This window comes from Streptomyces sp. NPDC088706 (assembly GCF_044752765.1).
Lineage (GTDB): Bacteria > Actinomycetota > Actinomycetes > Streptomycetales > Streptomycetaceae > Streptomyces.
In genome coordinates this window covers 30,733-50,177 of sequence record NZ_JBIVLW010000009.1, presented here as the reverse complement: position 1 = coordinate 50,177, position 19,445 = coordinate 30,733, and the positions used below count along the sequence as shown (strand labels likewise).

Genomic DNA, 19,445 nt, shown 5'->3' with positions numbered 1-19,445 from the left:
GAAAACGAAGTGTGTGGTTCCGGGCCGCGGCAGCGCCTGGGCGCGACAGGACAGGTGTCAGCGCCACCGCGGCCCGGAGATCAGGGGCTCCTTGCGGAGCGAGGGGTCAGACCTGGGAGCCGGAGAGCCGCTCGACCGAGCGCAGCAGTGCCGAGTGGTCCAGGCCGCCGTCGCCCTGGGCGCGCAGCGAGGCGACCAGCTGGGCGACCACACCGCCGACGGGCAGGGCCGCGCCGACGTTGCGGGCGGCGTCGGTCACGATGCCCATGTCCTTGTGATGCAGGTCGATGCGGAAGCCGGGGGCGAAGTCCCGCTTCAGGAAGTTGTCCTTCTTGCGGGTCAGCACGGTCGAGCCGGCCAGCCCGCCGCCCAGCACGTCCAGCGCGGCGGCGAGGTCCACCCCGGACTTCTCCAGGAAGACCACGGCCTCGGCGCAGGCCTGGATGTTGACCGCGACGATCAGCTGGTTGGCCGCCTTCACCGTCTGGCCGGAGCCGTGCGGGCCGCAGAGCACGATGGTCCTGCCGAGCGCCTCAAGCAGCGGCTTCGCGGCGTCGAAGTCCGCCTGCTCACCGCCGACCATGATGGACAGCACCGCCTCGATGGCACCGGCCTCGCCGCCGGAGACCGGCGCGTCCAGGACCCGGATGCCCTTCTCGGCCGCGTTCTCGGCGAGGTCGACCGAGGTCTGCGGGGTGATGGAGGACATGTCCACCAGCAGCGCGCCGCGCCTGGCGTTCTCCAGGATGCCATCGGGGCCGTAGGCGATGGCCTCGACCTGCGGGGATGCGGGCACCATCGTGATGACGACATCCGCGTCCTCGACCGCGTCCGCGATCGAGGAGGCGCCGGTGCCGCCGGCCGCGACCAGCCGGTCGACCTTGTCCTGCTCCAGGGTGTAGCCGGTGACGGCGTAACCGGCTTTGACCAGGTTCTCCGACATGGGGGAGCCCATGATGCCGAGACCGATCCAGGCGACCTTGGGGAGGTTGTTGCTCATGCGGGTGCCTTCCTGAAAAACGTGTGTACGTAAGGGGGTCGGTCTCACCGTTCGGTGGGCCCGTCCCGTCCGCGGCCGGTCAGTGGGCCGCTCGGGCCGACGCCGGGAGCCAGTCGAAGGACTCCGCGCTCGGCAGGTCGCCCGGCTTGTACTCCAGGCCGACCCAGCCCGCGTACCCGGCGTCCTTCAGCTCGTCGAGGAGCCGCTCCAGCGGGAGGGTGCCGGTGCCCGGCGCGCCCCGGCCCGGGTTGTCGGCGATCTGGACGTGGCCGGTCTTCGCGGCGTACGCCTCGATGACCTGGCTCAGGTCCTCACCGTTCATCGACAGGTGGTACAGGTCCAGCAGGAACTTGGCGTTCCCGAGGCCCGTCGCCGCGTTGACCTTGTCGACGACCTCGATCGCGGCCGGTGCGCTGACCAGCGGATAGAGCGGCGACTCCGGCTTGTTGAGGGTCTCGACGAGGAGGACCGCCCCGACCCGGTCCGCCGCGCGGGCGGCCAGCACCAGGTTCTCCAGGGCGAGCGCGTCCTGGACCCGCGGGTCCACGCCCTCGACGCGGTTGCCGTACAGCGCGTTGAGCGCCGTGCAGCCGACCGAGGCGGCGAAGTCGGCCGCCACGTCGATGTTCTCCCGGAAGCGGTCCGACTCCGTGCCGGGCACGGAGAGCGCGCCGCGGTCGGGGCCGGGCAGCTGTCCGGCGTAGAAGTTCAGCCCCACCAGCTGGGTGCCGGCGTCGTCGAGCGCCTTCTTCAGGGCGTCGAGCTCCGCCCGGATGGGGGTGGGGGTCTCGATCCAGGGCCACCACAGCTCGACCGCCGTGAAGCCCGCCGCGGCGGCTGCCGCGGGACGCTCCAGGAGCGGGAGTTCGGTGAAGAGGATCGAAAGGTTCACATCGAAGCGCTGGTCCGGGTATCCCATGAGGATGTCGGCGCTCCTTCCGTATTGCGGAAGTTAGTTTCTGCTTAACGGAAGATTGCCTGGGGGGTGGTGGGACTGTCAAGGGGGCGGAGCAAAATTCGGGCGGGGCGGGGGCCGCTGTCGACCCCCGCCCCGCCCAGCTCACGCGCCGTACGCGCCGCTCCCCGGCCGCCCTCCCAGCGGCCTCCTATCCGGCCGGAACCGTGTCCTGGAACGTCGTCCCCGCGGTGCGGTACGCCCCGACCATCGCGTTCACCTGCGCCGGGGTGAGCACCTGGTCCTTCACATGCAGGACGTAGTCCACCTGCTGGTCGTAGGACCGGGGTGTGGTGCTCGGCTGCCCCCGCAGGTCGATCAGCCACTGGTTGAAGTTGATCGACATGGGCCGCTCGGGCAGGTAGGCCGCCCCGTGCGTCCCGAAGTGCTGCCCGTCGACGTAGTACGTGATCCGGTCGTCGTCGATGGTCACCACCAGGTCGTGCCAGCCCGCGTACGACTGCCGGACCTCGCTGTGGGCGTTCACCGCCTCCCACGGGTCGGGCCGGTAGGTCTCCCACGAGGTGGTGTAGAGGATGTTGGCCGGCTCGCCCCAGCCGCCGTTGGGCAGGTACTCGAAGTCGTACTCCGCGTAGTCGTCCGCCATCGGAGCCTTCAGGTCGTTGACCGTGAAGAACGTCTGCACGATCCGGTCGCCGTCCGGGCCCGAGCGCGGGGCGTCGCTGAACTTCACCCGGGACGCGTACGTCCCGTTCTTGAACTTGGTCGACCTCGTCAGGATCTCGGTGTGCTCGGTCGAGGCCCCGGTGCCGGCGGTGGAGGTCTCCAGGTTCATCACCGAGTTCCCGCTCTGCGAGGCGAGGGTGACGTTCTCCGGCGCCCAGGTCGCGCCCTGCTCTTCGAACGGCTGACCTCGGACACCACGGGCCGCCCGGTGGAGTACGTCCACTCGCTCTACCGGGGCGACCGCTACCGGATCGTCTCCCGCCTGGCGCTCGGCCCCGCCGCCGAGGTCGCCCCGGACCGGGAGGGCCACCACCCGGGCATCCCGCCGGGCGATTTCGCGCACGGCGACGCCATCACCTCCTCCACCAGGGGGGACATCCAGGCGGGCGCCTGACCCCGGCCGCGGTTACAGTCGTGGCCGAGCCGCGCGAGCCCGCACCCGCGGCGAGGACATCAGGGAGGCACAGTGCGCTTGAGGGTGGAATTCACCACCGAGCCCTTCGATCTGGACGAGGCGCCCGCCCACGCGGTGGTGGCCCGCGAGGTCATCCAGGGCGCCCAGCTCGACGCCGTGGACGTCGGCCCGTTCGGCAACACGGCGGAAGGGGGCGCGGACGAGGTGCTCACCGCCGTGGACTCCCTGCTGCGCCGGACCCTGGCCTCGGGTGCCACCCGGGTCTCGCTCCAGGTCAACGTGATCGGGGAGGAGGTACGGTGACCGAGTCCGCCGATCACGCTCCGGTCACCGTCGACCACCCCTTCGTATCGGCCGTCAAGCCTCTCGTCGACGCGATGGGCGCCGAGCTGCTCGGCCCCGAGCAGGCCCAGCCCGACGACGTGGTGCTCGCGTGGGAGGGCCGGGACGTCATAGCCGTACGCCTGCCCCAGCTCTCCGACTCGCTGGACCACATCCTCGCCGCGATGGAGCGACGGCACGGGATGCCGCTCGCCGACCTGGACCGGAAGGCCAAGCAGTCCGTCGTCCGGACCCTGGAGGCACGCGGTGCCTTCTCCGTACGGCACGGGGTGGAGACCGTGGCCGGCGCCCTGGGGGTGAGCCGGTTCACCGTGTACAACTACCTGAACCGGGAACATACGGCCAAGGGTGAGTAGTTGGCCGTACCCTCAGGAAAGCCGCCGTCCGCATGCCGGGACGGCGGCTTTCTCCGTTCGCCAGATTTCAACAAAGTGTTGACGTGGTGTTGCGGAGGGCGTTAGCTATCCGCAGCCCGAACAACGCACAGCGAAAAACAGCCACGGAGGCTCCCGTGACTTCGAGCTCCACACCGGGCCTCACCCGGTTCAACACCCTGGCGGACGGCGAGGCCACCCCCGCACTGCACGAGGTCTGTGCCAGTGCGGCCTGGGGAGGGACCGTCCTCGCCGGTCGTCCGTACGCCACCGAGGAAGCCCTGCTCTCCGCGAGCGACGCCGCCATGGCCGAGCTCACCGCGCAGGACCTGGCCGAGGCGATGGCGGGCCACCCGCCGATCGGGCGTCCGATCCCCGGCGACCTGACCTCCTCCCGCGAGCAGCGGGGGATGGCCGGCGCCTCCGAGGAGCTCAAGACCGAGATGCTCGAACTGAACCTGGCCTACCAGGAGCGGTTCGGACATGTCTTCCTGATCTGTGCCACCGGCGCCACCGGTGAGCAGATGCGCGACGCGGTGAAGTCCCGGATCGGGAACTCGCCCGAGCAGGAGCAGGAGATCGTGCGCACCGAACTGGGCAAGATCAACCGCATCCGGCTGACCCGTCTGGTACGGGAGACCCTCGCAGAGGAAGCTCCCGTGCAGGACTCTTGAGATCTAGGAGAGTGACGGTCTTGAGTACCGACACGACCGCATCGGTGTCCACGCACATCCTGGACACCAGCATCGGCCGCCCCGCCGCGTCCGTCGCCGTCTCGCTCGCCGCCCGCGGCGGCAGCGACGCGCCGTACGTGACGCTCGGAGCCTCCGCGACCGATGCGGACGGGCGCTGCAAGGACCTGCCGGCGCTGCCGGAGGGAACGACCCATGTGCGTCTCGAATGCGACACCGAGACGTACTTTTCCAAGAAGCAAGCCGAGGCGCAGCAGGACGCCCCCCGCGTAAGGGACAGCGGCGCGTTCTTCCCGGAAGTGACGATCGCCTTCGCGGTCGTGCCGGGCGAGCACTACCACGTACCGCTGCTGCTCAACCCGTTCGGCTACTCCGTTTACCGAGGGAGCTAGCACCGACATGCCCACGATTCTCGGCCAGAACCAGTACGGCAAAGCAGAGAACCGCGTCGTAAAGATCACGCGGGACGGCGACACCCACCACATCAAGGACCTGAACGTCTCGGTCGCCCTCTCCGGTGACATGGACGACGTGCACTACTCCGGCTCCAACGCCAACGTCCTGCCGACCGACACCACCAAGAACACGGTGTTCGCGTTCGCCAAGGAGCACGGGATCGAGTCCGCCGAGCAGTTCGGCATCCACCTCGCCCGGCACTTCGTCTCCTCGCAGGAGCCGATCCACCGCGCCCGCATCCGGATCGAGGAGTACGCCTGGGAGCGCATCGCGACCTCCGACGGCAACTCCAAGTTCATCGGCGCCGACGAGGTCAAGCACTCCTTCGCCCGCAAGGGCATGGAGACCCGCGTCTCCCAGATCACCTACGACGGTGAGAACTGGGAGGTCATCTCGGGGCTCAAGGACCTCACCGTGATGAACTCGACCAACTCCGAGTTCTGGGGCTACGTCAAGGACAAGTACACGACGCTGAAGGAGGCGTACGACCGCATCCTGGCGACCGACGTCTCCGCGCGCTGGCGCTACAACTGGACCAGCGACGAGCAGCGCATGCCGAACTGGGAGAAGTCCTACGAGCAGGCGCGCAAGCACATGCTCCAGGCCTTCGCCGAGACGTACTCGCTCTCTCTCCAGCAGACCCTGTACCAGATGGGTTCGCGGATCATCAACAGCCGCAGCGAGATCGACGAGATCCGCTTCTCGCTGCCGAACAACCACCACTTCCTGGTGGACCTCGAACCGTTCGGACTGAAGAACGATACCGCCGACGGGGCTGTCTACTTCGCGGCGGACCGCCCCTACGGTCTGATCGAGGCCACCGTGCTCCGGGACGGCGTCGAGCCGAAGATCCCGGTCGACATGACCAACCTCTGACGCGGCACTGAACCCGCCCCCGTCCGCCCGCAGTCGGGCGGGGGCCGGTCATCCCGGAGGAAACACCCATGGCACAGCCTGCAACGGGGTCGGCCGAAGCCCCGAAACCCTTTACCGGCACGGCAGTCCACCCGTGCGACGAGAAGCTCCCTCCCGCGCGGCTCGGTCCTGCGGCTCTCCAGCACATCGCCGCCATGTACGCGGGCGTCGTCACCCCTCCGCTGATCATCGGCCAGGCCGTCGGCCTGGACACCGCCGGGATGACCCGGCTCATCGCGGCGAGCCTCCTGATCGCCGGACTCGCCACCATCGTGCAGACGATCGGCCTCGGCGCGTTCGCCGGCAACCGGCTGCCGTTCGTCAACGCGGCCTCCTCCGCCGGAATCGCCCCGATGCTCGCCATCGCCGAGACCAGCGCGCCCGGCCACCAACTCCCCGAGATCTACGGAGCGGTGCTCGTCGCGGGCGTCTTCTGCCTGACGGTCGGGCCGTTCTTCGGCCGGCTGCTGCGCTTTTTCCCGCCGCTCGTCACCGGTGTCGTCATCACCCTCATCGGCGTCACGCTCATGCCCGTTCCGGTCGCCTGGGCGCAGGGTGGCGACGCCACCGCCGCCGACTTCGGCGCGATGAAGTACCTGGCGCTGGCCGCCTTCACGCTCGTCGTCATCCTGCTCATCCAGCGCTTCGGCCGTGGCTTCCTCAAGCAAGTGGCCCTGCTGGTCGGCATGTTCGTCGGTACGCTGGCGGCGATCCCGTTCGGGCTCGCCGACTTCTCCGCGCTGAAGTCCGCACCGCTCGCCGCGCTGCCGACCCCTTTCGCCTTCGGCGCACCGGAGTTCCACCCGGCCGCGATCCTCTCCCTCTGCATCGTCATGCTCGTCCTGATGACGGAGTCCTCGGCCGGCATGCTGGCCCTCGGCGAGATCTGCGACCGCCGCACCGACGGCCGTACGATCACGCGAGGTCTCCGTACGGACGGCATCGCCACCCTGCTCGGCCCGGTCTTCGGCGGCTTCCCCACCAGCGCCTTCGCGCAGAACGTCGGCGTCGTCTCGCTGACCCGGGTACGCAGCCGGTACGTCGTCGCGGCGGCGGGCGGCGCCCTGCTGGTCCTCGGCGCCTTCCCGGTGCTCGGCGCGGTCGTCTCCCTCGTCCCGATGCCCGTCCTCGGCGGCGCCGGGATCGTCCTCTTCGGCTCCATCGCGGTCAGCGGCATCCGTACGCTCTCCGAGGCCGGGCTGGACGACAGCTCCAACATCATCCTGGTCGCCGTCGCGCTCGGCGCGGGGATCATCCCGCTCGCCACGCCCACCTTCTACGCCGGATTCCCGGCCTGGGCGCAGACCGTCCTCGGCTCCGGGATCAGCGCGGGAGCACTGGTCGCGGTCGTGCTCAACCTGTTCTTCCACCATCTCGGCACCCACAGCCGCACCGCTGTGGCACTCAAATCCTCCTAGGGTCCTGCCGTGCCCGCATCGCCACAGAAAGAAGAAGGAAGCACCATGGCAGCTTCGGCAGACCCTCAGCGCATCATCATCGAGAACTGTTCGATCGCCACCGTCGACGCCCACGACACGGAGTACGCATCCGGGTACATCGTCGTGGCGGGCAACCGCATCGAGTCCGTCGGCGCCGGCAAGGCGCCGGAGGGCCTGGCCGGGGTCGTCCGGCGCATCGACGCCACCGGGCACCTCGCGACGCCCGGCCTGGTCAACACCCACCACCACTTCTACCAGTGGATCACCCGGGGCCTGGCCACCGACCACAACCTCTTCGACTGGCTGGTCGCCCTCTACCCGACCTGGGCGCGCATCGACGAGCCGATGGCCCGCGCCGCAGCGCAGGGCTCGCTCGCCATGATGGCCCGAGGCGGCGTCACCACCGCCATGGACCACCACTACGTCTTCCCCAAGGGCTCCGGAGACCTGTCCGGCGCCATCATCGGGGCCGCCCGCGAGATGGGCGTACGGTTCACCCTGGCCCGGGGCTCCATGGACCGCAGCGAGAAGGACGGCGGCCTGCCCCCGGACTTCGCCGTCGAGACCCTCGAAGGCGCGCTCGCCGCCACCGAGGCCACCGTCGACGTCCACCACGACGCCTCCTTCGACGCCATGACCCAGGTGGCCGTCGCACCCTGCTCGCCGTTCTCGGTCTCCACCGAACTGATGCGCCAGGGTGCGGAGTTGGCCCGCCGCAAGGGTGTGCGGCTGCACACCCACGGCTCCGAGACCGTCGAGGAGGAGCAGTTCTGCAAGGAGCTGTTCGGGATGGGCCCGACCGCGTACTTCGAGTCGACCGGCTGGCTCGGCGACGACGTGTGGATGGCCCACTGCGTCCATATGAACGACTCCGACATCGCCGCCTTCGCCCGTACCGGAACGGGCGTCGCCCACTGCCCGTCCTCCAACGCCCGCCTCGCGGCGGGGATCGCCCGCGTCCCCGACATGCTCGCGGCCGGAGTCCCGGTCGGCCTCGGTGTGGACGGCACCGCCTCCAACGAGTCCGGCGAACTCCACACCGAGCTGCGCAACGCCCTCCTCATCAACCGCCTCGGCGCCCACCGCGAGGCCGCTCTCGACGCCCGCCAGGCCCTGCGCCTCGGGACCTACGGCGGAGCCCAGGTGCTGGGCCGCGCCGACCAGATCGGCTCCCTGGAGGCAGGCAAGCTCGCCGACCTCGTCCTGTGGAAGCTGGACACCCTGGCCCACTCCTCGATCGCCGACCCGGTGACCGCGCTCATCTTCGGCGCGGCCGCCCCGGTGACCCTCTCCCTCGTCGACGGCAAGCCGGTCGTCGAGGGCAACCACCTCACCACGGTGGACGAGGACGCCATCGCCCGCGTCACCCGCGACGAGGCCCGCCGCCTCGCGCAGATCGCCGCCGGAGCCTGACCCGGCGGTGTCCCCGAACCGCCGGGCAGTCACCGATCCCCGGCGGTAACCCCGACCGGCCGGTCGAGGGGGACGGCCCGAGACCGGCCGCCGTGGACCCGAGCGGGGTCCGCGGCAGCCGGTCCGGCGGACGCGCACCCGATGGTGGGCGCCGCCGGACCGGTGAAGAACGCTGCCCGCACGCCCCACCGGGCGCGCACCCCCCCCGCACCCCCCTCTGCACGACCTGCACCACCTGAGAGAGCCGCACGCACACCGCACCACTTACGCACCACCTCCCTGAACCCCACGTCGCCGAAGACGTGTAACCGACCGGAGGAACCGCCGTGGCCGCTGAGCCCAGGTTTCGCAAAGACGCAGATGCAGCCGCCCCCGACGCGACGGATGACGCCGTCACAGCAGCAGAAGCAGCAGAAGCAGCAGAAGCAGCAGAAGCAGCAGAAGCAGCAGAAGCAGCAGACGGCCGGAAACATCCGGTCGACGAGACCCTCCCGCCCCTGAAGATGTTCACCAGCGGCCTCCAGCACGTGGCCGCCATGTACGCGGGCGTCGTGGCCCCGCCGCTCATCGTGGGGCCGGCCGTCGGCCTCACCGCCAAGGAGACCGCCTTCCTGATGGGGGCGAGCCTCTTCACCGCGGGCATCGCCACCCTGCTCCAGACCATCGGCTTCTGGCGCGTCGGCGCCCGGCTGCCCTTCGTCAACGGCGTCTCGTTCGCCGGGGTGGCACCGATGATCGCCATCGGCAAGGACCGGGGGCACGACGGGATAGCCGTGATATGCGGGGCGATCATCGTCGCCAGCCTCCTCGGCTTCGTCCTCGCCCCCTACTTCTGCAAACTGGTCCGCTTCTTCCCGCCGGTCGTCACCGGCACCGTGATCACCCTGATCGGTGTCTCGCTGCTCCCGGTCGCCTTCAACTGGTCGCAGGGCGGCAACGCGACGGCGGACGACTACGGTTCGATGACCAACATCACCATGGCCGCCGTGACCCTGGTGATCGTGCTGACCCTGCGCAAACTGCTGCGCGGCTTCCTCCAGCAGATCGCGATCCTCCTCGGCCTGGTGATCGGCACCCTGATCGCCATCCCGGCCGGAATCACCGACTTCGGCGCCGTCAAGAACGCCGACGTGGTCGGCTTCCCGACCCCGTTCGCCTTCGGCGCTCCGCAGTTCGAGATCGCCGCGATCATCTCCATGTGCATCGTGATGCTGGTCTGCATGACCGAGTCCACGGCGGACATGCTGGCCCTCGGCAAGATCGTCGGCCGCCCGGCGGACGAGAGGATCATCGAGGGCGGCCTGCGCGCCGACACCCTGGGCAGCGCCATCAGCCCGGTCTTCAACGGGTTCATGTGCAGCGCCTTCGCCCAGAACGTCGGCCTGGTCGCCATGACGAAGATCCGCAGCCGCTTCGTCGTGGCGGCGGGCGGGGTGATCCTGATCGTGCTGGGCCTGGTCCCGGTCGCCGCCTCGGTCATCGCCCTGGTACCGCTGCCGGTGCTCGGCGGCGCGGGCATCGTCCTGTTCGGCACGGTCGCGGCCAGCGGTATCCAGACCCTGGCCACCGCCGCCCTGGAGAAGGGCGAGAACGCGCTGATCGTGGCGGCGGCCGTCGGCATCGGCCTGATCCCGATCGCGGCGCCGCAGTTCTACCACGCCTTCCCCGAGGACCTGCTGGTCGTCCTCGACTCGGGCATCTCCACCGGTTGTGTGGTGGCCATCGTGCTGAACCTCGCCTTCAACCACGTCGGCCGCAAGCCGGACGCGGCGGACGAGGAGCCGGCGAACGGCGAACACGTGGTCCCGGCGGCAGCGGGGGTGGGCGTCCACTGAGGGACCCGCTCGCAGCCCGGTGAAGCCCCGTGCCCGGCACGGGGCTTCCGCCGTCGAGGAACGCGTTCGGGTACCCCTCCGGTCGCCGCCCCGAGCGGACGGCCGCTCGGCGGCTGTAGCGTCAGGGGCATGGAAGATCAGTCAGTTGTGGATGTCGGCGACGTGCGCCTCGCCTACCGGACCTGGGGCGATCCGTTCGGCTCGCCCGTCGTGCTGCTGCACGGCCTCGGCGGCAGTGCCGCGGACTGGGAGGCGGCCGGTCCCCTGCTGGGCCAGGAGTGGCGGGTCTTCGCTCTGGACCTGCGCGGCCACGGCGAGAGCGACTGGCCCGAGGAGTACGACCTGGAGCTGATGGCCGAGGACGTCGTGGGCTTCCTCGACGAGCTGGAGCTGAACCGGGTGGGGCTCGTCGGCCACGGCATGGGCGGCGTGGTCGCCCGGCTGCTGGCCCACGAACACTCCGACCGGGTGGAGCGGCTGGTGCTGGTGGAGACCCCGGCCCCGTTCCCCGGCGACCCGGGCCCGGCCGGGCGCCCCGAGGGCCCGGTGGACTACGACGAGAACGCGGTGCCCGCCGTACGGGACCAGCTCGCCGACCCCGGTCCGGACGCGGCCGAGGGGCTCGGCGAGATCGTCGCCCCCACGATGATCATCACCGGCGGCCCGGAGAGCCGCATGCCGCAGGAGCGCCAGGCGGACATGGCCTCCCTGATCCCGGACTGCCGGCTGATCACCGTCCCCGGCGGCCACCGGATGCACGAGACCCGGGCCGACCAGGTGGCCGCGCACATCACGGAGTTCTTCACCAGCTGAGGCGCCGGTGGAGAGCAGGAAGTTGCCGAGGGCGGCGAGGGCGGCCTCATGGAACGCCGGCCGCAGACGGGGCGGCTCGCCGGTGAGCTCCTCCAGCAGCGGCAGCGCCTGGTCGAGGTCATCGGTCCGGAGGCGTGCGTACGTCCTGAGAACGGTCGTGGCGGCGCTCCCGTGGTCTCTTCCTGTGACGGTCCGAATCGTAGGTGAGCCCGGTCCGCCGTGGAAGGGCGCGCTTTCCGGTGGCAGGAGCACCGGAACGGAACCGTGCGGCGGACCGCGCGCCCTCAGCCCCCCCACCCCAGGACGCGGCGCACACACCGCACCAGGACGCGGCGCACACCCCCGCATAGCGGAAGGTTCCGCACCGTCCTCTTGTCGGCAACCCCCACACCATGGCATACAGGTCTGGACCATTGCTGTCCGGATGGAAGGCACCACTGTGCGACGCCCCCACATATCTGCCGCGTCGGCCTGTTCCGCCGCCCTGCTCCTCGCCCCCCTCCTCACCGCCTGCGGCGGTACCGCGGAAACCGACTCGCAGCCCCCCGGCACCCCCAAGGGCGTGACCGCGCAGGCGAGCAGCTCCACGTCGGTGCACGTCATGTGGGAGGCGGCCGCCGACAACAAGGCGGTCGCCGGTTATGACGTCTACCGCGGGAAGGCCAAGGTCAAGAGCGTTCCGGCGGCCAAGCACATGATCGACGTCGACGGGCTCGCGGCCTCGACCGACTACACCTTCACCGTCCGCTCCAAGGACGCGGCCGGAAACCTCTCCGCCCCCAGCAGGGCCGTCCCCGTCACCACCCAGGCCACCCCGCCCGAGGACGACGCGCCCCCCACCGTTCCGGCGAGGCTGACGGGCGCCGCCGAGGGAAGCCGCGCTGCCACCCTCTCCTGGACCAGGTCGACGGACGACGTCGGCGTCACCTCGTACGACATCTACCAGGAGGGTTCCCGGATCCACAGCGTCGCGGCCACCGGGACGACGGCGAAGCTCACGGGTCTGCGCCCCGGAACCGTCTACACCTTCACCGTCCGGGCCCGGGACGCCTCCGACAAGTCCTCGGCCGACAGCAAGGCGCTCGACCTCACCACCGAGTCCGCTCCCGGCGCCCCCGCGAGCACGGCCCCCACCGGGCTGCGCACCGAGACCGGCAAGGAGGGCGCCGAGTTCACCGTCGACCTGTCCTGGGACCAGCCCGACACGGGCGGTGTGATCCCCGCCTACCAGCTCTATCTGAACGGCAAGCTGACCACCACCATCGTCTGGGGCGGTACGCCTCCGAAGGGGCGGGCCGCCTACCGGCTGAACCTCGCGGAACCGGCCGGCACGCGCTACTCGGTGAAGCTCAGGGCCAAGCTCCCGGACGGTACGTGGGGTGACTTCTCGGCCCAGCCCACGATCGTCCTGGCCGACTGAGCACGGAGCACCGAGCCACGTCGTCGCATCGAGTCATGTCGCCGGCGCATCCGCTGCGCCGGCGTACGGCGGCCGGGTGAGCCTCCGGGTCCCGGCGACGGCGGTCACCATCGGCGGGGTGGGACCGGCACGGACCGGCGACGACACCCACCTCCGCTCCGTCCGGCCGCTGCCGGCGATCCTGGCCGCCCTGATCCGCGGATTCCTGGCACTGGGGGCGGGGTGGACGTGAACGGCCGCCACGGCTTGGCCCGGTGCCGCCGGGGTCGCGCACCCGGCGGCACCGTACGACGTCAGCCGTAGAGGCCGAACTCCCAGAGGGAGTACCCCCAGCCCGTGCCGCGCTGGGTGAGCCGCAGCCGCACATGGCGCGCGGTCGCGGTGACGTCGATGCCGTCCACGTCACCGTTGCCGGTGGTCGTGGTGTGCACGGTCCGCCAGTCGGTGCCGTTGTCGGAGACCTGGACCTCGTACGCCCGGGCGAAGGCCGGGTCCCACACCAGCTGGAGGTGGCGGAGAGACTTCCGCTCGCCGAGGTCCACCTGGATCGACTGCGGGTCGCTCCAGTCGCTGGCCCAGCGCGTGTCGAGCCGGCCGTCGGTGGCCATGGCCGGGGTGCAGGGGCAGCCCGAGCTCCCCGCCTGCGCGGAGGTGGCGGTGGTGGGACGGCCCAGCGCCAGGTTGGTACCGGCGACGGGCGGCGCGACGACCTTGACCGACCTGGTCTCGATGCCGACGTTGCCCCGGCCGTCCTCGGCCTCGATGTAGACCTTCCACACGCCGAGCCGCTCCGGAGCGGTCACCGCGAAGGTGCCGTCGCCCGTGGCCCGCCACCGCGCCTCCACCAGCGCCTTGTCCCCGGTGGCGTAGTTGCCGCTGAGGAACACCTTGTACGTGAGCGGGTCGCCGTCCGGGTCGCGGATCTGGGCGCCGATCGTGAACTCCCGGCCGGCCGGTGCCGCACCGGCCCCCTGCACGGTCATGCCGCTGATGACCGGCGGCGTGTTGTCACCCGCGACGGAACCGGCGTAGGCCTTCTTGACGGCGTAGTAGGAGAGGCGCTTCTTGCCGTCCGGGACCAGGTTGAACCACACGCCGCCGAAGTCGTGCTCGACGCCGTAGTGGAAGAGGGTCGCGCCCAGGGCCACGCCCCGGTGCCCGGTGACGCAGTTCCACGCGGCGGTGTACCCGTCCGCCTTCTGTACGTCGGTGGGCTCGTCCGGTACGCCGTTGGCGTCGTCGGGAACCTCCCACTCGCCGGCCGGGCCGCCCTCGGTGATGATGTAGGGCTTGGTGTAGCCGCCCGACTCCCAGTCCTCGCGCACCCCGCAGATGTCGCCGTAGGAGTTCATCGAGTACAGGTCGAGGTCCGGGGCGTTGCGCCGGTAGTAGGGCCAGGCGCCGGTCCAGGCGTCGGTCGAGGTGACCGGATGGTTCGGGTCGATCGCGTGGATCCTCCTGGCGACGTCGTTGACGAAGGAGGTGTAGGCGTTGCGCTGCCTCTCCAGCTCGTCGCCGCCGTAGCAGTTCTGCAGGCCGAGGACGGACTCGTTGCCGACGTTCCACATGAGGACGCCGGGGTGGTCCTGGTAGGCCTCGACCCACCTGGCGAACTCGGTGAGCGAGGACGACTTGTACGCCTCGTCGGTCAGGTAGTCCACGCAGCCGCCACTGCCCGGACCGCCGCCCGGCTGGAGCCAGAAGCCGCTGACGACCCGGATCCCGTGGGCGGCGGCCTGGTCCAGCAGCTGCTTGCTGGAGCCGTCCGTCCCCCAGGTGCGGATGGTGTTGACGCCCATGGACCTCAGGTCCGGCAGATGGCGGGCGGCGTCGGCCACGGACGGGCCCCAGGTGAGCCCCTTGACCTGGTACGGCTGTCCGCCCACCGTCAGCTGCCAGTTGCCCTGGCTCCCGGTGACGCGGACCGCGCCGCCGGTGGGCGGAGGCGTGCCCCGGCTGCCGTACACCTGGAACTCCCAGAGTGAGTACCCGTAGCCGCCGGCGCGCGCGGTGCCGAGCATCCTGACGTACCGGCCGGCGCCGGACAGCGCCAGGTCGTCGGTGCCGCCGTCGCCCGCCGTCACCGACCTGAGGGTGCGCCAGTCGGTCCCGTTGTCGGAGGCCTGGATCTCGTACCGGGCGGCGTACGCCGACTCCCAGGTCAGCACGGCACGGCTGAGGTCCGCCCGCTCGCCCAGGTCCACCTGGAGCCACTGCGGATCGCGCCACTCGCTGGCCCAGCGGGTCCCCGTGAGGTTGCCGTCCACGGCGGCCGGGGCGCCGAACGCCCCGCCCTCCTGGGACGAGGCGGTGGCCGGCCGGCCCTGCGAGAGCAGGGCCTCCGCCGCCCGGGCCGGCGGCGGCGCCAGCACCACCAGGGACGTGGCGAGGACGGCGAGCAGAATGATCAACAACGCGCCCGGCCGACGGGCGGCGGGTATGGCTGTACTGGGTCCGTGCACATTCTCTCCTGGCGGAAGGGGCGGGCCTGAGGCCCGGGGCCGACATGGAGAGCGCTCTCCGGTCGAGCAGGGGAGAGCGCTCTCCCAGGAGGGTGGCCGGTGGGTACCCGGCTGTCAACGAGCCGGACACCACCTGTTTTTGACCGGGCGACAGCTCCGACGCCCGACGGGGGGGCTCCCCCGCCCGACGAGGGGTGCCCTGCCGTCCGCGCGGCAGGGCACCCCGGACCGACGGCTACGCGGCGCCGTCGAGCACCTCACGCAGCCGCTGCGCGAACTCGTCGGGCTTCCCCGGATAGCCGAACTCCCCGTCCACGAAGCCGGCGTGATGGCTCGGGAACACGGTCACCCGCTGTCCGAGCAGTTCGGCGGCCGCGGCGGAGGTGCGCCCGGTCTGCACGTCCCGGGACTCCTCACCCACGGCGATCACCACCCGGGTCGCGGCCGCGGCGATCGCGTCGGCGTCCGGCCGGTGGTCGCTGATCGCCCAGGAACGGTCGGACAGCAGCGGATCGTCACGCGAACCGTCGTCCTCGGTGGGCATCCCGAACGCGGCGGGGTCGGCATCGGGCTGCGCGAAGTACGCCTCGGTGAACTCGCCCTCCCACGAGGTCATGACCACGAACGCGGCCATCCCGGCCCCCCACCCCCGCCGCTCGTACGCCTCCCGGACACCGGCCCGGGCGCGCACGGCGGCCGGACCGTCCGGGGTGAGCGTGATGAGCGGTGGCTCGTGAGCGACCAGGACGGTCACGTCGTCGGGATACCTCGCCACGACCGCGAGCGCGGTGACCGCGCCGCCACTGCTGGCGAACATCTCGACCGGCCCGGCCCCCAGAGCGCCGATGAGGGCGTGCACATCGTCGGCCTGGGTTTCGGGCGTGTGGTCGGTCCGCCCGTCCTTGCGGGTGCTGCGCCCGAGCCCGCGCGGGTCATACGTGACCACGGTCCGCTCCGGGAAGCGCGCCGCGAGCGCGGCGAACCCGGTGGCGTCCATGGGCTGCCCGATCATGAGCAGCGGCGGGCGCCCGTCAGCGGTCGGCAGCGGCCCGCGCACATCGTGCACGAGGTCCGCGCCGGCTGTCTCCAGTGTGTGAGTGTTCATACCTGTGCGGACCGGCCCCGGCCCGAGAACTCATCGGCCGGCCGCGCACCGGCCGTACGGGTTCCGCGCGAGGGCCCGCGCACGCCACCGCCCCCGGCGTTGTGCGGTGCCGGGGGCGGTGGTCCGTAGGGGCGAGGGGTCAGCGCAGCTGCTCGTACGCCGGCAGGGTCAGGAAGTCCGCGTAGTCCTGGTCCAGGGAGACCTGGAGCAGGAGGTCGTGGGCCTGCTGCCACTTGCCCGCGGTGAAGGTCTCCTCGCCGACCTCCTCGCGGATCGCGGCCAGTTCCTCGGCGGCGACCTCGCGGGCGAGGTCCGCGGTGGCGTGCTCGCCGTTGTCGAAGACCACGTCCGCGTTGATCCACTGCCAGATCTGGGAGCGGGAGATCTCGGCGGTGGCCGCGTCCTCCATCAGGTTGAAGATGGCCACCGCGCCCAGGCCCCGCAGCCAGGCCTCGATGTAGCGGATGCCGACCGCGACGGCGTTGCGCAGGCCCTCGTACGTGGGCTTGGCGTCGAGGGTGTCGATGGCGATCAGGTCGCCCGCCGCCACCGAGACGTCCTCGCGCAGCCGGTCCTTCTGGTTCGGCTTCTCGCCGAGGACCGCGTCGAAGGAGGCCAGGGCGATCGGGACCAGGTCGGGGTGGGCGACCCAGGAGCCGTCGAAGCCGTCGTGCGCCTCGCGGTCCTTGTCGGCCTTGACCTTCTCGAAAGCCACCTTGTTGACCTCGGCGTCCCGGCGCGAGGGGATGAAGGCCGCCATGCCGCCGATCGCGTGCGCGCCGCGCTTGTGGCAGGTGCGGACCAGGAGTTCGGTGTACGCCCGCATGAACGGGGCGGTCATCGTCACCGCGTTGCGGTCCGGCAGGACGAACTTGGCGCCGCCGTCCCGGAAGTTCTTGACGATGGAGAAGAGGTAGTCCCAGCGGCCCGCGTTCAGGCCGGAGGCGTGGTCGCGCAGCTCGTAGAGGATCTCCTCCATCTCGTACGCGGCGGTGATCGTCTCGATCAGGACCGTCGCGCGGACCGTGCCCCGCGGGATGCCGGCGTAGTCCTGGGCGAAGACGAAGATGTCGTTCCAGAGGCGGGCCTCCAGGTGGGACTCCGTCTTCGGCAGGTAGAAGTACGGACCCTTGCCGAGGTCGATGAGGCGCTGGGCGTTGTGGAAGAAGTAGAGGCCGAAGTCGACCAGCGCGCCGGGCACCGGGGTGCCGTCCAGCTGGAGGTGGCGCTCGTCCAGGTGCCAGCCGCGCGGGCGGGTGACGACGGTGGCGAGCTCGTCGGCGGGCTTGAGCGCGTACGACTTGCCCGTCCCCGGGTCGGTGAAGTCGATGCGCCGCTCGTAGGCGTCGGTCAGATTGAGCTGGCCGAGGATCACGTTCTCCCAGGTGGGAGCGGAGGCGTCCTCGAAGTCGGCGAGCCAGATGCGGGCGCCCGAGTTCAGCGCGTTGATCGTCATCTTGCGGTCGGTCGGACCGGTGATCTCCACCCGGCGGTCGTTGAGGGCGGCCGGGGCCGGTGCGACCTTCCAGGAGTCGTCCGCGCGGACCGCCGCCGTCTCGGGCAGGAAGTCCAGCGTAGAGGTACGGGCGATCTCGGCGCGGCGCTCGGTGCGCCGGGCGAGCAGCTCATTGCGGCGCGGCGTGAACTGCCGGTGCAGCTCGGCCACGAACGCGAGGGCCGCGTCGGTCAGGACCTCATCCTGCCGGGGCAGGGGCTCGGCATCGACGATGGCCAGCGTGGACGGCGCTGGTGCGGACATGAGCTGTCACTCCTTCAGCGGGCGGCGGCGTCCCATGGCCGCCGGGTCGCCTGAGACGGCACGGCGTGCCATGGCTCCGAGATACGGCCGTGGGTGCCGTCTGAGGTTCAGAGGGCTTCTGACCAGTGGATAGTAGTTTCCTCATGGTGGAAGTTCAATCGTTTGTTGATGTCGAGATTCTCCGGGTCGACAGATATCGCTCCGCGGCGGCGCAGCGTGCCAGGGCGGCAACGGAGGGTTGGCGGACTCACTCCAAATGGCTCAGGTCCTGCGCGGTGTCGATGTCGTACGCCTGCGCCACGTCCGAACACTCCACCAGCGTGATCCCCTCGCGGTGCTCCCGCAGATACGCCCGGGCCCCCTGGTCGCCCACCGCCCCCGCCGCGACGTCCGCCCACCGGTCCGCCCCGAACAGCACCGGATGGCCGCGCTCCCCGTCGTACGCGGCGGCCACCAGGCTCGTCCGCGACCGGTACGCGACACGCACCCGCGCCACCGCCTCCGCGCCGATCCCCGGCTGGTCCACCAGCAGGACCAGCGCCGCGTCCGCGTCCGTGGCGGACAGGGCGGCCAGGCCCAGCCGGAGCGAGGAGCCCATGCCCTCCTCCCACCCCGGATTGACGGTCACCACTGAGCCCGTCAGGTCGGCGCGGGCCCGCACCTCGCCGGCGGCCGCGCCCAGCACCACATGGAGCGGGCCGCAGCCGCCGTTGCGCAGCGCCCGCAGGGCGTGCTCGACCAAGGGGCGGCCGCGGTGCTCCAGCAGGGCCTTGGGGCGGCCGCCGAGCCGCCGGCCGCCGCCCGCGGCGAGCAGCACCCCCGCCACCTTGGGATTCTTCGCATGAGAAGCCATGAGCCCTGGATACCACCGAGCCGTTCGCACACGCGACACGCATGTCACTCTCAGGGGTCACCCTGATTTCTGTCCGTGGAGTGGCGCACACAGCCTGTCATGGCGTTAACTTGCGGACGCGCCCCGGTACTTGGCCACAGTCCGGCGGCGCGGGGGTCACACCGGCACCAGGACGTGCGAGGGGGAGTGCTGTGTTGCGAAGCGTGGGGCAGAAGCGGGTCACCGGCAGTGGCGAGGACCCGAGGGTGGCGGAGCTGCGCATGGCCGTCTCCCGGCTCCGCCGCGAACTGGCCTCGCTCTCCTTCGAATTCCCGGACCGGCCCATCGCCGAGGATGAGCTCGCGGCACTCGATGCCATGGCGGTCGGCGGGGTCCCGGAGATCCCCCGCATGCGCAGCTCGCTGCTGCTGATCGCGGGGTCGATCGGTTCGGTCAGCGCCCTCGCGGCGGCGCTGCGCGACGTACGCAACGCGGTGGATCTCTTCGGCGAGCCCCCGCGCGGGTGAGGCC

Annotated in this window: 19 protein-coding genes and 1 pseudogene; 13 read left to right on the top strand and 7 right to left on the bottom strand. The window is 71.0% G+C overall.

Annotated elements, in window-relative coordinates:
* Nucleotides 1-106: 106 nt before the first annotated feature.
* The 3 genes and pseudogenes from ACIQAK_RS21115 to ACIQAK_RS21105 form a co-directional block, all read right to left on the bottom strand.
* Nucleotides 107-1,000: a 2-hydroxy-3-oxopropionate reductase gene (locus ACIQAK_RS21115; RefSeq protein ID WP_366390060.1), complete on the bottom strand. Its 894-nt coding sequence runs from the start codon at nucleotides 998-1,000 to the stop codon at nucleotides 107-109.
* Nucleotides 1,001-1,079: 79 nt separating this feature from the next.
* Nucleotides 1,080-1,919, bottom strand: a complete 840-nt coding sequence (locus ACIQAK_RS21110; RefSeq protein WP_366390061.1) for a TIM barrel protein — start codon at nucleotides 1,917-1,919, stop codon at nucleotides 1,080-1,082.
* Between the two features lie 187 nt (nucleotides 1,920-2,106).
* A pseudogene (locus ACIQAK_RS21105) lies at nucleotides 2,107-2,808 on the bottom strand (glycoside hydrolase family 16 protein); the annotation flags it as partial.
* Between ACIQAK_RS21105 and ACIQAK_RS21100 the strand changes: the two are divergent.
* The 12 genes from ACIQAK_RS21100 to ACIQAK_RS21045 all read left to right on the top strand — a co-directional run bounded on the left by ACIQAK_RS21100 (nucleotide 2,704) and on the right by ACIQAK_RS21045 (nucleotide 12,988).
* The gene (locus tag ACIQAK_RS21100) at nucleotides 2,704-3,036 is read left to right on the top strand and encodes a UTRA domain-containing protein (protein ID WP_401369108.1); all 333 of its coding nucleotides are present in this window, start codon (nucleotides 2,704-2,706) and stop codon (nucleotides 3,034-3,036) included. The pseudogene ACIQAK_RS21105 and the gene ACIQAK_RS21100 overlap by 105 nt on opposite strands.
* 72 nt (nucleotides 3,037-3,108) lie before the next feature.
* Nucleotides 3,109-3,360: a hypothetical protein gene (locus tag ACIQAK_RS21095; RefSeq protein ID WP_366390062.1), complete on the top strand. Its 252-nt coding sequence runs from the start codon at nucleotides 3,109-3,111 to the stop codon at nucleotides 3,358-3,360.
* Nucleotides 3,357-3,755: a helix-turn-helix domain-containing protein gene (locus ACIQAK_RS21090; protein ID WP_065477468.1), complete on the top strand. Its 399-nt coding sequence runs from the start codon at nucleotides 3,357-3,359 to the stop codon at nucleotides 3,753-3,755. Before ACIQAK_RS21095 ends, ACIQAK_RS21090 begins: the two co-directional genes overlap by 4 nt.
* A 155-nt stretch (nucleotides 3,756-3,910) precedes the next feature.
* Nucleotides 3,911-4,447 (top strand): 2-oxo-4-hydroxy-4-carboxy-5-ureidoimidazoline decarboxylase, encoded by a 537-nt coding sequence (gene uraD / locus ACIQAK_RS21085; RefSeq protein WP_366390063.1) that lies wholly within the window; start codon nucleotides 3,911-3,913, stop codon nucleotides 4,445-4,447.
* A gap of 20 nt (nucleotides 4,448-4,467) precedes the next feature.
* Nucleotides 4,468-4,857 carry a hydroxyisourate hydrolase gene (gene uraH / locus ACIQAK_RS21080; RefSeq protein ID WP_366390064.1) on the top strand — a complete coding sequence of 130 codons (390 nt, stop codon included), beginning with the start codon at nucleotides 4,468-4,470 and terminating at the stop codon, nucleotides 4,855-4,857.
* A 7-nt stretch (nucleotides 4,858-4,864) separates the two neighbouring features.
* Nucleotides 4,865-5,797: a factor-independent urate hydroxylase gene (gene pucL / locus ACIQAK_RS21075; RefSeq protein ID WP_366390065.1), complete on the top strand. Its 933-nt coding sequence runs from the start codon at nucleotides 4,865-4,867 to the stop codon at nucleotides 5,795-5,797.
* Nucleotides 5,798-5,865: 68 nt separating this feature from the next.
* Entirely contained in the window at nucleotides 5,866-7,254 is a 1,389-nt protein-coding gene (locus tag ACIQAK_RS21070; RefSeq protein WP_366390066.1) for a nucleobase:cation symporter-2 family protein, read from the top strand.
* Between the two features lie 45 nt (nucleotides 7,255-7,299).
* Entirely contained in the window at nucleotides 7,300-8,688 is a 1,389-nt protein-coding gene (locus ACIQAK_RS21065) for an 8-oxoguanine deaminase (RefSeq protein WP_366390067.1), read from the top strand.
* Nucleotides 8,689-9,185: 497 nt separating this feature from the next.
* A complete protein-coding gene (locus ACIQAK_RS21060) occupies nucleotides 9,186-10,523 on the top strand; it encodes a nucleobase:cation symporter-2 family protein (protein ID WP_366390133.1) in 1,338 nt (445 codons plus the stop codon).
* A 129-nt stretch (nucleotides 10,524-10,652) separates the two neighbouring features.
* Entirely contained in the window at nucleotides 10,653-11,336 is a 684-nt protein-coding gene (locus ACIQAK_RS21055; protein ID WP_366390068.1) for an alpha/beta hydrolase, read from the top strand.
* A gap of 424 nt (nucleotides 11,337-11,760) precedes the next feature.
* Nucleotides 11,761-12,756, top strand: coding sequence for a fibronectin type III domain-containing protein (locus ACIQAK_RS21050; RefSeq protein ID WP_366390069.1), 996 nt, complete (start codon nucleotides 11,761-11,763; stop codon nucleotides 12,754-12,756).
* Nucleotides 12,757-12,832: 76 nt separating this feature from the next.
* A complete protein-coding gene (locus ACIQAK_RS21045; protein WP_366390070.1) occupies nucleotides 12,833-12,988 on the top strand; it encodes a hypothetical protein in 156 nt (51 codons plus the stop codon).
* Between the two features lie 61 nt (nucleotides 12,989-13,049).
* Here ACIQAK_RS21045 and ACIQAK_RS21040 read toward each other — a convergent pair whose 3' ends face one another.
* From ACIQAK_RS21040 to ACIQAK_RS21025, 4 genes are all read right to left on the bottom strand, one after another.
* Nucleotides 13,050-15,218 carry a discoidin domain-containing protein gene (locus ACIQAK_RS21040; RefSeq protein WP_366390071.1) on the bottom strand — a complete coding sequence of 723 codons (2,169 nt, stop codon included), beginning with the start codon at nucleotides 15,216-15,218 and terminating at the stop codon, nucleotides 13,050-13,052.
* Between the two features lie 235 nt (nucleotides 15,219-15,453).
* The gene (locus ACIQAK_RS21035; RefSeq protein ID WP_366390072.1) at nucleotides 15,454-16,323 is read right to left on the bottom strand and encodes an alpha/beta hydrolase; all 870 of its coding nucleotides are present in this window, start codon (nucleotides 16,321-16,323) and stop codon (nucleotides 15,454-15,456) included.
* Between the two features lie 139 nt (nucleotides 16,324-16,462).
* Entirely contained in the window at nucleotides 16,463-18,082 is a 1,620-nt protein-coding gene (gene aceB, locus ACIQAK_RS21030) for a malate synthase A (RefSeq protein WP_366390073.1), read from the bottom strand.
* A gap of 247 nt (nucleotides 18,083-18,329) precedes the next feature.
* Nucleotides 18,330-18,935 carry a nucleotidyltransferase family protein gene (locus ACIQAK_RS21025; protein WP_366390074.1) on the bottom strand — a complete coding sequence of 202 codons (606 nt, stop codon included), beginning with the start codon at nucleotides 18,933-18,935 and terminating at the stop codon, nucleotides 18,330-18,332.
* 203 nt (nucleotides 18,936-19,138) lie between these two features.
* Here ACIQAK_RS21025 and ACIQAK_RS21020 point away from each other — a divergent pair, with 203 nt between their 5' ends.
* Nucleotides 19,139-19,441: a DUF5955 family protein gene (locus tag ACIQAK_RS21020; protein WP_366390134.1), complete on the top strand. Its 303-nt coding sequence runs from the start codon at nucleotides 19,139-19,141 to the stop codon at nucleotides 19,439-19,441.
* Nucleotides 19,442-19,445 lie beyond the last annotated feature (4 nt).

Bases quoted from the DNA above. Each gene is read 5' to 3' on its own strand.
- ACIQAK_RS21115 (WP_366390060.1), bottom strand. From the start codon at position 1,000: ATGAGCAACAACCTCCCCAAGGTCGCCTGGATCGGTCTCGGCATCATG.
- ACIQAK_RS21110 (WP_366390061.1), bottom strand. From the start codon at position 1,919: ATGGGATACCCGGACCAGCGCTTCGATGTGAACCTTTCGATCCTCTTC.
- pucL (WP_366390065.1), top strand. From the start codon at position 4,865: ATGCCCACGATTCTCGGCCAGAACCAGTACGGCAAAGCAGAGAACCGC.
- ACIQAK_RS21070 (WP_366390066.1), top strand. From the start codon at position 5,866: ATGGCACAGCCTGCAACGGGGTCGGCCGAAGCCCCGAAACCCTTTACC.
- ACIQAK_RS21065 (WP_366390067.1), top strand. From the start codon at position 7,300: ATGGCAGCTTCGGCAGACCCTCAGCGCATCATCATCGAGAACTGTTCG.
- ACIQAK_RS21055 (WP_366390068.1), top strand. From the start codon at position 10,653: ATGGAAGATCAGTCAGTTGTGGATGTCGGCGACGTGCGCCTCGCCTAC.
- ACIQAK_RS21050 (WP_366390069.1), top strand. From the start codon at position 11,761: ATGGAAGGCACCACTGTGCGACGCCCCCACATATCTGCCGCGTCGGCC.
- ACIQAK_RS21035 (WP_366390072.1), bottom strand. From the start codon at position 16,323: ATGAACACTCACACACTGGAGACAGCCGGCGCGGACCTCGTGCACGAT.
- aceB (WP_366390073.1), bottom strand. From the start codon at position 18,082: ATGTCCGCACCAGCGCCGTCCACGCTGGCCATCGTCGATGCCGAGCCC.
- ACIQAK_RS21025 (WP_366390074.1), bottom strand. From the start codon at position 18,935: ATGGCTTCTCATGCGAAGAATCCCAAGGTGGCGGGGGTGCTGCTCGCC.